This window comes from Paenibacillus sp. FSL H7-0714, assembly GCF_038003765.1.
Classification (GTDB): Bacteria; Bacillota; Bacilli; order Paenibacillales; family Paenibacillaceae; genus Paenibacillus_AQ.
In genome coordinates, this window is record NZ_JBBOPT010000001.1 from 4,790,950 (window position 1) to 4,803,883 (window position 12,934).

Below are 12,934 nucleotides of genomic sequence, written 5' to 3' on the forward strand. Positions count from 1 at the left end.
CCTTTAGTAGTCTTGGTTACACCATTCGATACACTGAGGAATAAAGTGATCATAGTCATTTAAAGCAGTGATTGTATTTATTACTTCACGGGTTCCAAGCTCTCGCTCCGCATCATCTGTACTCTCCAGTCCGAGTGATCGTCTGACATTATAAGCTAACCATTCTAGCTTCCCATGAAAACCATAGTTTAGCACGTCGGACCAGTTAGCATAAATCTCGCCACCTTGCTCCCGATAGGTACTAATGAGCGTGCAGAAAGCATCTTTGCTTACACTTCCCGATTCAAAGCCTGACCAATAAAGGGCTACATCTATTAGCTCTTGGGTTGGATGGATAGGTCCTGCTGCTTCCCAGTCAATAATAATGGGTATCTGATGCTCATCCCATAGTACATTTTTTTGATCTAAATCCCGATGGCTGATCACCATATGATTCAATAATTGTTCCGCTGAAGAATCTACAAGTTGTTCCCAATGATTTATTTGGTTCAGGTTATCTAATAGCAAGCTAGACCATTCCAAACCATCCTGTTTTGCTGTTAGAGCATATTCATTCCAACGAACAGTGGATGTATTTACTGCCTCAAGATTTTCATTAGGATGATGATCAAGAAGTGTAGCGAAATCGATCTTATGAATTTTAGCAAGGTTTTCGCCAATCTTTTTACAACACCCTATATTAATACCTCCTGATGGCAATGCCTTACCTTCGACCCATGGAAATAATAAATAGAATTGACCCTCGAATTCATGCATAAAACTATCTTTGGACACGATAGCTGGTACTGCATTTATCCCATTTTGATAAGCCATATTTGCAACCTTTTCAGAAAGAGTATAGTTGTTCATGGCTGTATCCCGATGCATAATTTGAGGATTTAGAGCTTTCACTGCATAGAGCGCTTTGTCCGTTTGTAGACGATACATTCTGTGCAGAAGACCACCTGTTACCTGTTCTGGTTCATTTTTTAAATGACCTAATCCGTATTTTACACATAGCATTTCGAAATTTAAGTTATAATTCAGATTTCCCATGTTATGTATCCCTTTCCTATCAATCAGAATCCCAACTTCAATAACCAAGCCGACAACTTCTCTTCCCGCTCTTTTAAGTCCCCATTTATGCGATTGAATTTACCAAGCCATTGCTCAGAAACTATGCTGCCATCCAGCATATACAGGACACGTTCTGCCTGAGTAGCGACTTTCGCATCATGCGTAGCCAGTAAAATCGTTGTACCCGTATGATTAATATCTATTAATATCTCCATAATTTCACTAGCAGCTTTAGAGTTCAGTGCACCTGTTGGCTCATCACCAAATAGAATATCAGGCTCATTGATGATTGACCTGCAGATCGCTGCTCTTTGCAGTTGTCCACCCGACACTTGTGTAATATCACGCTCAGCGAGTGCGGAGATTCCGGTTTTTTTCATTAACTCAGCGGCTCTGTTATTGATGGTTCTACGACTAACGATTTTAGCTCGATAAGCGGATAAGATGATATTGTCCCGAATAGTCAGGTTTTTTAAAAGATGCATCTGCTGAAAAATAAATCCCATTTGATTTAAACGCAGTTCAGCTAATTCACTCTCAGAAAGACCACTAATGTCCTGCCCTTTAAAAACAACACTTCCTGAAGTCATCCGGTCCATACCGCTGATCGTATAGAGCAATGTTGATTTCCCTGAGCCAGAAGGCCCCATTATAGCTACGAATTCTCCCTTTGATACCTGTAGATGAACATCTTTTAATACCGTCTGCGGGGTTCCTTGCCCGGTTACAAAGGTTTTATTTAAACCCTTCGTCTCTAATATGAACATACTACCACCTCACCCTCATTCGACAATCAGTTTAGATAAATTGGATTTCTTCATCGATATCGTGCTTACTACGGTTGTGAGTGCTACAATGAGCATGAAAAAAAGAGGGAGAACAAGATAAGCTATTACCGGATTAACTACAAACTGTATTTTGGATGCTCCCATAAAAGATCCGAGTAATTGAGTGAATTTTTGACCGATGGTATTAGCTGCAAAGGTTCCGAGAATGATTCCAAGACCAGAAACCAGTAGTAGCCTTACCTGATATTGCTTTCGAATATCTTCTAACGTAAAGCCAATGCTTCTCAAAATTGCAATTTGCGAGACGTCCTTCGCTAGAAGCATTTTTAGAAATAAAGCTGTAATCAATACTGAAATTGATATCGAGATGGCAATGGATAAGCCAGTGACCAGCTTTAATTGGCGAATCGTATTCCCGAGCGTCTGAGATAAATAGCTTTCTAGATGAGTAACTTTGGCTGGATAAAATAACTTTGCATATTGATCCATTTTCTCCTGAACGGAAACATTCGGATTCACATCTAAAGCTACGATATACCATAGCACGGACTTCGGGTCATAAGGTAATCGGGCTTTTGCAGTTCGACCTCCATTCGTTATATCTTGGTAGATCCCGCTAACCGACAATTTTTTCGAAGTGCCATCTACCTCCAAAAGAACGCTATCCCCAACCCTTTTGTTCCATTCCTTGGCATTCAGATCAGAAAGGGCAATCTCATCCCCACTTTCAGGGGTTCCTCCGTTAACATAGGTGAGCGGAAAAATAGAGAAATCTCCTGTTTCAACATTAATATTCTCCCATACGCCATCGCTGCCTAGCACTTTAAATCGAGAAGTAATTAATGGTGAGAATTTAGCTATATCGGAGTCCTTATTTAGCGTCGTTATCAGTTCATTAAATCGCTTCTCTATTTGATCAGATGGCTGTAAATCGATTCTCATGTCACTCTGACCTACACCCATATAAGAAATAAACCGAGGGGACTGAAGGGTATTTAATATATTCACTGGCACAAGAATGATAAACAGACAGATCACAAATACGAAGAATAACAATCCAAACATGGTGAAGCGTCCATAAACATCCTTTAGGCCAAGAAAAACATTCACATTTATATGCCTGCGCTTACTCAGCACCATTCTACTTTTATTGCCTTTCAACTCTCCCACAGTCCCTGACCTTAAAGCGTCTACTACTGTTATACGATTAAACCTTCTAAGAATAACTCTGCAAAAGAATACAATCATCCCGAAGATCAAACCGACCGCTAAGACTGGAACAATAGGCTGAAGGATCGTTTTCGGAGCAGTCCCCAAATACAATGTGATATTCGCTGTAAACAATCGCACCACACCCAAAGATAATAAATATCCTAGCAGTGAAGCGCATGCTGCCATCACCATATATTTTGCCAAATAGATCCTTCTAATATCTCGCTGTGAGATCCCAATTGCTTTCATGACGCCAATCTCTCTATAATCCTCCTCTAAAGTCGCGATCATCGTAAACCTTAAACATAGGACGGCAATAATCATAAGAAGGATACTTACCAAAATAATGACAACTGCAATAATCCCATCTGTCAGCGCATTCAGCGTCTTAAACAAAGGATAGTCTATCATTGGTCCTTTACCGGGCATATCTGAGGATTGATAGGTATTCCGGAACTCGCTAAGTCTACTTAAATCGGTGATTTGAAATTCAATTAAGTACTCAACTTCTCCATGGTTCTTCTTAAGTACATTATAATCCGTGTCATTTACGACAAAGCGCTTAGAGCTAACAATAGCTGGATTCATTTGGATGTCTCGAACAAAATCCGTAACAATAAATTTTTGATCTAACTGTCCATTGGAAAGGGTAACCTGATCACCAATGTTCAGATCATTCTGCTTCATATAATAAATAGGAACTGCGATTTCTCCTTCAGCTACCCTAATCACTTGATTCTCTAAGTTCAGCAGCAAATCAAATGATGGGTTCTGCTTAACAAAACCTATATCCATTACGCTGTTCTCTTCCGACTTATTGCTGTTACCTAAGACAATCTGCGAGCCATCTATCCTTAGCATTTCTACTGTTTGTTGATTCTTAACAAGAGGATTTGTAGAGGCGAATTTTTGAATACCTGCGTTATCTATTGGACCAGAATGCATTTGAACAAAATGGGGAGCCTTTGATTTATCCAGCAAATGACTTAAAGAACCGGACAATTCCATAATGACTTGAGAAGCACAAGCAGCAAGCAACGCCGATAACATCATAAAAATAAATAAGACGATCGTTATGATTTTATTTCTTTGAAAATCTTTTTTCACAATTTGTAGCAGCATTGACGATCTCTCCCCTACGTCTCATTCATCCTCCCTGCACGGACCTTACTCAAACATTTGCGTTACGTAGGAAAAGCTTCCTTTTTCAGCTCCCAACGTAGTCTCCATAATATAAATAAAGCTCTGAATTTTGAGAATGATCTCTTCCGGCTGCCACTTGAAAATCCCTTCATCCAATAAAAATTGTGAGGCAACCAACAGAAATTCCATCGTTTCTTTTGGATAAGGACAGTGGAACAAGCTCTCCTCGATTCCCTGCTCAATCACCTCTGTCAACACAGGTGTTAGCTTCAAAATAGTTTCAGCCAAGCTTTTCTGATGGATTAGTGCATTCTCAGCTTGATGAAACTGTTCAATCATGTGACCTTTTCTCTCCGAATCAGGTTTCTGTGCCATTATGATTTGTAGTAGCTTTTCATGTACGGAGAGCTTTGAATCAGCAGCAATGATCTTCGCAACGTCTACTCCAGCATCGATGAATCGTGTGACCACTGCTTCCATAACCTCCTCCTTCGACTTGAAATAATAGTAGAACGTGCCCTTGGCAATCCCGATCTCCTGCAAGATGTCGTTCACTGTAGTTCTCGCATAACCTTTCGTAAAAAAAAGCATTTCTGCCTTATCTAATATTTCATTTCTGCGTTCTTCCGCTTCTTTGGAAATTCTCATTTATTCTGAGTCCTCCTTTTTATAGACCGACCGTCGGTCTATTCCATTTAAATACATTTAATACATCATGTCAATGATGTTCCAGCAAATTGGACAAAAGAAAAAAGGTAACCTCCAAAGGATGAGGTTACCTTAATGTGCAGTCAGCATAATCAGGAGACTTTTTTGCGCTTTAGAATATGATACACATTGCTGAACATACCGGACAGGATGCCAGCAATTGGGAATACAGCCCAGTTAACGTCCCATCGCCCATAGACAAAGCCCGTAAACAGAAAAATCGCCGTCGCCAAAGGCCACAACACAGCCCTCTCACAAATTGTTCTTTTCCCTTCTACTTTGCATCGATATGTGGCTCATTCAGTAGCTTCGTATAAGTTTCTTGGATATTTCCATAATAGACGAACAAGAACACCGCAGTTGCTGCAATCACCAGAAAGGCAGAAACTCCATAAGCAGCGAAATCATCGTTGAAATACGAAGTTGCGAAGATAAAGGTCGGCGACAGCACACAAAGACAGACGCCCACAATCAAAGCAAGGCGATAAGTCGGAGCATAAAGGGCTTGACTGCGCTGAAGCGCCGTTTTGAGCGCATAAGGTAGCTGAAAGCCTTGCTCTAGACTTTCGAAGCGCTCGAGTTTCATGCCGCTATAAATAAACATCCCAACGGCCACAGCGACCAGCACGAACATTCCGACCATCCCCAGCATCGAACCTTTATCAGCCATATCAGCATTATTTTCAAACAATGTACTAAGAGTAATCAACAGCGCCACCCCGCATGCGCAGAGAAAAACACCGAGACCGGTCCATAATCCAGAGCTACGTTTGGCAGCCGCATAAGCATAAACCTCTTCTTCACTAAGCATGGGCACAGTCTTCTCCTGTCCGGCTGGACGGATGCCTAGCTCAGCAGTCAGCTCCTCAATATTGCCGAATTCCGAAATAACGATACCGATCGCCTCATTCTCAGACTTGCCATCCCGCTTCAGCTCCAGGTACTTATCTTCCATCCCGGACAGCAGCTCCTGCTTCAAATGCTCCAGTTCCGGAGTCTTCGGTAGACCCGCAAACATATTATCCAGATATACTATGATCGTCTCCATGCACTATCACCACTCCTTGATAAATTGGTTTACAACTTCCTGCGTAACCTTCCATTCCTCACATTTTTCTCGGTAATAGGCGAGACCCAGCGGGGTAATCCGGTAATATGTGCGCCGCTTGCCAAGACTCTCATCCAGATAAAAGGATTCAATGTACCCGTTCTTCTCCAGCCGGGTAAAGGCGGAATACAGCGTTGTTTCCTTCATGACATACTTCTCCTGAGTCAGCTGCCTGATATTCTTAGAAATCTCGTACCCGTAGGATTCCCCATCGAGCAGCATGTAGAGGATCATCGTATCATTGTAACCACGTATAACATCACTGCTGATCAAAAATGGTACCCCCTATGATTACTTCATCTGTCGTAGTAGTTGCAGTATACCATAATTACTACGACAGATGAAGTAGTTGCGAAAAAAATAGGCAAAAAAATCTAAAAAGCATAAAAAAAGAGATTTGCTCTATGTGAGCAACTCTCCTCAAATCAGCTAGTCTCTTGAATTTTCAAAAATCTGATCAATCTTCTCTTTCGCACCTTCCCAGGAGGTCAATAATGGAAATCCATATTGTTCACGGGCTCTCAAATTCCATGGATGCGGAATACAGAGTACTTTCCTTCCGTCCTGCAATGCAGGAACCAAGTTGTGAACCCCGTCATCGATCAGAAGATCATAATTAATAAGATTCTTTCGTTTGCATGGGAAGAAATTTTCGATGGGAATAAACGGCATATGCTTCTGCAGCCAGTTCCATTTTTCAACAACTGCATTGGGCTGGGCCGCCGTAACAATAATAACATCATAAGCATTGTGCAGCTTCTCCATTTCACCTACAACATGCTCGTCGAATAATTCAAGCTCCTCATATAAACCAGGCCGCCCATAGAATACATCTTGTGTACAATCTGGATGACGTAAATGATCCGTATTCCAATCAAGCATCTCCTCGTACTTCAGTACATGAGTGGGGAAATCATTGTTGTTATGGTATATAGCTCGTTTGACTAGATGGCATATCGTGTCATCCATATCAACTGCAATTATAGGCTTTCTCATCTGTGTCCCCCATATGTTTTTTTATATTACTATTTAAGTATACACAATATAATTACTGTTTTCGTCTTGAGTTAGTTAAATTTCTATTTAATGTTTTTTAAACGCCTCTACGCATCTTTGACAGATACAGGCTTTACCACTCAGTTCCAAAGGCACCCTTTCTAGTAGTTCTGCAGGAATTTCCGTATGAAAACACCAACAATCACCACTATTAGCACCACAATGATTTAATTCTTTACATAAAGGACAATACCGTTGTTCAACTTGTTTATTTTTTATTTCCAAAGCTTCTACTCCCCCATACGATTAAACATTTCACTTCTATTTATTTACTTTTCTTTTCCTTGAAATTCAAATACTTCCTTCATAACCGCCTCTGAACATTCTAAGTCTAGCGTTACCAAGCATAGGATTATTCAATAAAGCAAGCACAGCAATTCCCAACATGCAATAAAGTCATTTCACATTTTTTCCCATCAATTCATTCCTTCTATAGACCTTTGCAATACCTCTATACTTTCCTGAAGAAATGCCTTATTGTTCTCAATCCCTCTGGTTTTACACCAAACTACCGCACTAAAAGCATCATAAAAACTATAAAACGGTATTATAGCTTCCAGATCAAGTAAAGGACGAACCGATTCGTAGCCTTGCACATAAGGGAGCCGTGTTAGCGGGTTCACTTCCCAGACGTATCGGTTTATTTTTGTAAAATCAATTTCAGAGGAACCACCACGAGCGCTCTCGTAATCAATTATACCAACGACTTCATTATCTTTTATTAATATATTGCCTGGTCGAAAATCCATATGAACAACACAAGGCCCATCAGGTTCAGGTAACGCCGAATATACGCTATCAAAGTGAGTAATACATTTCTCAAATAAATCAGGATGAAGGAGTTCCTTACAAGGTTCTTTCCACTTTTCAAAATTATTTTTCAGGTATAATCTCCAGCTATTGTTCTCTACCATCTGAAAACCATCGGATCCATAACATCCATACGCTGGCATGGTAACTTCATGAAGCATGGCATGATAATTACCGATTTGAAACGCCAGACTCTGATCAATGTTACTCGTACACGGCACCCCATCTATAGCGGAGAGAAGCAATGCACCGACACTTCTATTATCTCCGTCCCAGAAATCCAATACTTTTGGAACAGGTATAACACCCTTTAGTCTTTCAAGCATCTCAAATTCGCGAACCAGTTTATCCCTGTTGTATGGAATTTTCACGTATACGTTGTCTAGATTATTAAGAGTAAGTTTATACACTTCAGAACTAAACGACTCTGGAACCGACTCTATATTCAAAACACTCAGCTTAAAAATTTCAATTAATTTATGTATGGATTTCATACGACTACCTCCAGTCTCAAGGGAAAGGTGCTCTGTTCACGGTTGTGAACTCCCTATTCTTGCATTAAGATAGAGAACATTAGGAGTTTCTAAGGAACTCAACCGGGAGATTTGAACAGATGAAATTTAAGAATCACAGCTTTTCAGGTATCATTCATAGTGATCTGCTTGCTACCCAAGAGCTTGTATATAACCCGTGCAATCTTGATTGCTCTGACCTCATTCATGAACCACACAATGCTGATTATGGGGCATATATATTTAATATAAACGTGCTATCCATTAGATTCCGTGTTGCAAAAATCACACCTACAAAGATCGGGCAGTTTGTCACGTTATGGGAGAGAATTGGAGATGGCCCCATCCAACCCTATGATATATCAGATCCTGCTGATCTCTTCGTTATAAGTACGCGCAATGAGAATCACTTTGGTCAATTTGTATTTCCAAAAGCTGTGCTAGGTAAACAAGATATATTATCCAATAAAGGTGAAGGTGGCAAAAGAGCACTAAGAGTGTACCCCCCATGGGATAATCCCACGAGTCGTCAAGCTCAAAAAACACAAAAATGGCAGTTGGAATATTTCTTAGAGATACCGGTAATTAAGCCAGCAGACTTTCTTCGTGCGCAAACACTTTACGGTTTTCCAGTAAATCGAACAGTCTGACCTATGTCCTCCACATGTTTTATATCCGCCCATAAAATAAAATAATTGTACAAAGAATCTCCTATTTTCACCGCTTCTGGATATTTCAAAATAATAGCAGCCTGTTGATTCCATTCCTCTTCCTGATCAGCAGAAGGCACAATCAATCGTGCTTTCTTTTCCGCTTTTAACCCCTCTAGTGTCAGTTCAATGATTTGTGGATCAGAGCCATAAGGCTTCAGTTGATGAAATGCATCCTTGTTTGCTACTTCATCGATGGATAACCCCTCTCCAGAAATAGCGGATAATTGAAAAAATCCGTCATCCCCCTGATACCTCTCAGCATATTCTGGATCCACTACCCACTCGGAGGGATACTTCAAAGTGACCTTATACTCTTTTGAAGTATATGTTGACAACCCCGATGGCTTGACCAGCATTCCGATTCCAGTACTTACTAATGCAATAGCCGCAATAATCAGGACCCCTAACCACCATCTTTTATACTTTGACGTTTTCACATTATCCCCCTAAATCAATATTTAGTTGACATGCACAGCATCAGGAAATAAGATATAACCAAACATATGAGCAATCATTCATATGTATTAGTGAGGAGGAAATTACAATGAGTAATCTAAAAAATATCCTATCCCTAATTCTTTTCTCCATATTCCTTATTTCTTACCTTTTGAAGCTCCTTATACTTTACAAAAAGAACCACATTAAAGGAAACGTATTAGCTAAAGGAAATAAACGATCTATGATCCATTATACCGAGCTGTTCGTTAAGACTACTACTTTTGTGTGGGGAGCAGCGTGGTTTACGTTTTCCTTAGCGGAGTCATACATAGTTACACTAGTAGGAGAACATTTTAATCATCCGGCGATTCACTTTATCGGTGTTGGTGTAGTAGCCCTCGGATGTTCCATTTTCATACAAGCAATGATTGCCATGCGTACTTCGTGGAGAGTTGGGATTGATAAGTCTACTGTAACAAAACTCATCACGCACGGTATATATAAATTTAGTAGAAATGCCGCATTTGTCGGTTTTGATCTCATGTTTCTTGGATTGTATCTTATGTATCCAAATTCATTAACACTAATTATATTCTTTCTTAACATGGTAGCCATTCATTTACTTATTCTTCAGGAAGAGCAGCATTTAAAATCTGTATTCGGAGATGAATATATTCAATATTGTAATAATACACCTAGATATATTTTATTTTGAAATCTTACCTACTGTAAATCCTATCCTTTCAAGCACGCTACAATTTACATTTTTTACAATATCCGAAAACATTCTCTTAATGTAATTACTATAGTATGAGGTTGTAAACATACATTAGGAGGGAAATTATGAAATCACCGAAAAAGTACGGCGTTAAGACGGCAATTGTAGCGACTGCAGCAACTGCTCTCTTCGTTTCCAACGTAGTCACTACACAAGCACCAAATCAGGCCAATGCAGCTTCATCAAACACAAGAAATGTGATTCTGTTTGTCGGTGACGGAATGGGTACTGCCCAGCGCAATGCCATCCGCCTAGCTACAGTAGGTGAAAAAGGAAATCTAGCGATGGATTCTATGCCATATGCTGGATTAATTCATACAAGCTCCACTGTCCCTGTTACAGATTCAGCTGCTTCAGCCACAGCCTATGCCAGCGGAGTCAAGACTTATAACGGTGCCATTGGGATGAATGCAGATAAAAAGTCCGTACAAACCATTATGGAATATGCAAAATCAGCAGGGAAATCTACAGGCGTTGTAACTACCAGCCAAATTACTGATGCTACAGGCGCTGCCTTCGGTGCTCATGTTGAAGATCGCTCCAAACAAAGTGATATCGCTCTGCAGCTTCTGACCAAGAGCAAAGTTGACGTTCTTCTCGGTGGAGGCGAAGACTTCTGGTATCCTGCTGGGAATCCAGGTAAGTTCGCAGATGAGCCAGCTGAAGATCCTTCAGAGAAGAGCAAAGGAACGCAAGGGAACCTTGTAGACAAAGCTAAACAGCTTGGATACTCCTACGTAACGAACAAAACCGATATGCAAAAGGCGAAAAGCGGCAAGCTTCTCGGGTTATTTGCAAATGAGGAAATGTTCCAGCAAAAGCCAGAGGGTGAAGGAGATATCTACAACCCGGTTGTATCCCTCCCTGAAATGACGAAAAAAGCGATAGACACGCTTGCAGCAAATAAAAAAGGATTTTTCCTGATGGTTGAAGAAGAGGGTACTGACGAATTTGCACACCAAAACAATGCCAAGATGACGATTAAAGCGGGGCAAGAGTTAGATAAGTCCGTACAGATTGCCAAAGATTTCGCTAAAAAGAATCCGGATACCCTTGTCCTAGTTCTCGCCGACCATGAAACAGGTGGATTCTCTATTGAAGCCGTAGACGCTGAAGATGAATCAGGTGACGGCATTTCCAAAGAAGATGGTCCGTTTGCCATCGCTAACTCCAAACAGAATTTCGTTGTAGACTGGACAACTTCAGGTCATACAGCAGTGAATATTCCAATTACGGCCATGGGCAAAAACGCTCAGTTGTTTACAGGAGTATACGAAAATACCGAAGTATTCACTAAGGTTGCGCAAGCCATGGGTATTAAAGTGAAATAAAAAGATCGAACAACATAAAAGACTAGCCAGACTTTCTGGTTAGTCTTTTTGATTGATGAATCGCAATCCCGGGTTCTCCCTTATACACTATGATGATCTCCATACCTACTTAGCATCTGTTCGAATAACAAACGTGATTTCCTTAGTCTGGTCTAGCCACTCGCCTGTCAGTCGAAATCCCCGTATAGTTGCCCCTGATTCATAATCCTTACTATCTGAACTAAGAAAAGCCGCCATATTCGAATCGAGCTTAAAAGTAGCTGTCTTATCCGCCCATTCAACATTTACCGGCTCTGCTGTTTCTTTTTTATACTTTAAAGTACCATTATCTTTCAAAATATAATCTGTCAATTTGTAGCTGTTTGGGGCTGTATTGCTAAATTCGATTTCTATGATTTCTCCAAGCTTCACATAGGGAATTGAAACATCCGGTTCAGCCATAAGGCTTTGGAAAGATACATTAACTTCTTCTGAATTAGTGTTCCTTTCAAGTGGCTTTAAGACAGATTGAATGACTCTCCCCTTGGATGTAACCGTTACTTCCTTAATTACAGAATCACTTGCCTGTTCTTGATCGCAGGCTGAAAAAATAAACAGGAGTACAAGACCAAGGGTTAATAAGTATACTTTTCTCAAGGAAAACCCCCTTCTTGATTAATTTCAGTTACAATGATGATCGACAGCGAGATACGGATCAATGCATATCCAAGGCGTCCAGTTTATGGGAAAGCTCATGGATTAACTCTAGCTCATGTAATACCATACTTCGGGTATAAAAATATAGCTCTTCAGAGTAATCCAAATCTTCACCGTTCCCAACCACTAGGGATAACTGTTGTAAATGTTCCAGCTTCTCTTTCATGTAAGTCTCTCTGTAATCAAGTAATCTTCGGCGGGCCTCCTGATCCAGTAGCTCATAATAAGCAAGACGAATAGACCATTCATTATCAATACGAATAGTCTCCAGTGAAAATTCGTTCAAGCAGATATGAAACCGCTCCTCACCCTCGGCTGTGATGGAATACACATACCGTTTAGGCCGGTTTTCCTGCATTTCCGTTTTTTTAATCACCCAACCTCGCTTTTCAAACAATTTCAGCTTCGGATACAGCGAATTATTATTAACGATTTTATCGTTACTCATTACGAAAATGATATTTTTTTTAATCTCATAACCATGTTTTGACCCTTTCATTAGTTGAGCCAGAATCAAGACTTCAATATCCATATTCATCCTCCGAACTACCGGACTTCATTTCCGGTCATTTTCTTATCTTACCT

Annotated in this window: 16 protein-coding genes; 3 read left to right on the top strand and 13 right to left on the bottom strand. The window is 40.4% G+C overall.

The window, feature by feature from the left end; translation table 11 throughout:
• Positions 1-3: 3 nt before the first annotated feature.
• From NST34_RS21415 to NST34_RS21455, 10 genes are all read right to left on the bottom strand, one after another.
• Positions 4-1,035 carry an aminoglycoside phosphotransferase family protein gene (locus NST34_RS21415; RefSeq protein WP_341128738.1) on the bottom strand — a complete coding sequence of 344 codons (1,032 nt, stop codon included), beginning with the start codon at positions 1,033-1,035 and terminating at the stop codon, positions 4-6.
• A 23-nt stretch (positions 1,036-1,058) separates the two neighbouring features.
• On the bottom strand, positions 1,059-1,823 hold the full coding sequence (locus tag NST34_RS21420) for an ABC transporter ATP-binding protein (protein WP_341128739.1): 765 nt from the start codon (positions 1,821-1,823) through the stop codon (positions 1,059-1,061).
• Between the two features lie 15 nt (positions 1,824-1,838).
• Positions 1,839-4,178, bottom strand: coding sequence for an ABC transporter permease (locus NST34_RS21425; protein ID WP_341128740.1), 2,340 nt, complete (start codon positions 4,176-4,178; stop codon positions 1,839-1,841).
• 45 nt (positions 4,179-4,223) lie between these two features.
• On the bottom strand, positions 4,224-4,847 hold the full coding sequence (locus NST34_RS21430) for a TetR/AcrR family transcriptional regulator (protein WP_339242482.1): 624 nt from the start codon (positions 4,845-4,847) through the stop codon (positions 4,224-4,226).
• Positions 4,848-4,999: 152 nt separating this feature from the next.
• On the bottom strand, positions 5,000-5,152 hold the full coding sequence (locus NST34_RS21435) for a hypothetical protein (RefSeq protein WP_339302227.1): 153 nt from the start codon (positions 5,150-5,152) through the stop codon (positions 5,000-5,002).
• 29 nt (positions 5,153-5,181) lie between these two features.
• On the bottom strand, positions 5,182-5,955 hold the full coding sequence (locus NST34_RS21440) for a permease prefix domain 1-containing protein (RefSeq protein WP_339797222.1): 774 nt from the start codon (positions 5,953-5,955) through the stop codon (positions 5,182-5,184).
• A 6-nt stretch (positions 5,956-5,961) separates the two neighbouring features.
• Positions 5,962-6,288 (bottom strand): PadR family transcriptional regulator, encoded by a 327-nt coding sequence (locus tag NST34_RS21445; RefSeq protein ID WP_042189881.1) that lies wholly within the window; start codon positions 6,286-6,288, stop codon positions 5,962-5,964.
• Positions 6,289-6,444: 156 nt separating this feature from the next.
• Positions 6,445-7,011: a 5' nucleotidase, NT5C type gene (locus NST34_RS21450; protein WP_042189883.1), complete on the bottom strand. Its 567-nt coding sequence runs from the start codon at positions 7,009-7,011 to the stop codon at positions 6,445-6,447.
• A gap of 87 nt (positions 7,012-7,098) precedes the next feature.
• The gene (locus NST34_RS32175; protein ID WP_197071231.1) at positions 7,099-7,296 is read right to left on the bottom strand and encodes a cysteine-rich CWC family protein; all 198 of its coding nucleotides are present in this window, start codon (positions 7,294-7,296) and stop codon (positions 7,099-7,101) included.
• A 191-nt stretch (positions 7,297-7,487) separates the two neighbouring features.
• A complete protein-coding gene (locus NST34_RS21455; protein ID WP_076286589.1) occupies positions 7,488-8,375 on the bottom strand; it encodes a phosphotransferase family protein in 888 nt (295 codons plus the stop codon).
• Between the two features lie 119 nt (positions 8,376-8,494).
• Here NST34_RS21455 and NST34_RS21460 point away from each other — a divergent pair, with 119 nt between their 5' ends.
• A complete protein-coding gene (locus NST34_RS21460) occupies positions 8,495-9,043 on the top strand; it encodes a MepB family protein (RefSeq protein WP_341128741.1) in 549 nt (182 codons plus the stop codon).
• On the opposite strand, the gene NST34_RS21465 is transcribed toward NST34_RS21460, so the two are convergent.
• Entirely contained in the window at positions 9,013-9,543 is a 531-nt protein-coding gene (locus NST34_RS21465) for a peptidase M56 (RefSeq protein WP_341128742.1), read from the bottom strand. The two genes, NST34_RS21460 and NST34_RS21465, sit on opposite strands and share 31 nt — an antisense overlap.
• Before the next feature lie 107 nt (positions 9,544-9,650).
• Between NST34_RS21465 and NST34_RS21470 the strand changes: the two genes are divergently transcribed.
• Both NST34_RS21470 and NST34_RS21475 read left to right on the top strand, forming a co-directional pair.
• Positions 9,651-10,259 carry a methyltransferase family protein gene (locus tag NST34_RS21470; protein WP_076286587.1) on the top strand — a complete coding sequence of 203 codons (609 nt, stop codon included), beginning with the start codon at positions 9,651-9,653 and terminating at the stop codon, positions 10,257-10,259.
• 128 nt (positions 10,260-10,387) lie between these two features.
• Complete coding sequence (locus NST34_RS21475) at positions 10,388-11,653, top strand: alkaline phosphatase (RefSeq protein ID WP_341128743.1); 1,266 nt, start codon at positions 10,388-10,390, stop codon at positions 11,651-11,653.
• 105 nt (positions 11,654-11,758) lie between these two features.
• On the opposite strand, the gene NST34_RS21480 is transcribed toward NST34_RS21475, so the two are convergent.
• Both NST34_RS21480 and NST34_RS21485 read right to left on the bottom strand, forming a co-directional pair.
• On the bottom strand, positions 11,759-12,289 hold the full coding sequence (locus NST34_RS21480) for a hypothetical protein (protein ID WP_076286585.1): 531 nt from the start codon (positions 12,287-12,289) through the stop codon (positions 11,759-11,761).
• Positions 12,290-12,347: 58 nt separating this feature from the next.
• Positions 12,348-12,881 carry a PadR family transcriptional regulator gene (locus NST34_RS21485; RefSeq protein ID WP_052404357.1) on the bottom strand — a complete coding sequence of 178 codons (534 nt, stop codon included), beginning with the start codon at positions 12,879-12,881 and terminating at the stop codon, positions 12,348-12,350.
• Positions 12,882-12,934 lie beyond the last annotated feature (53 nt).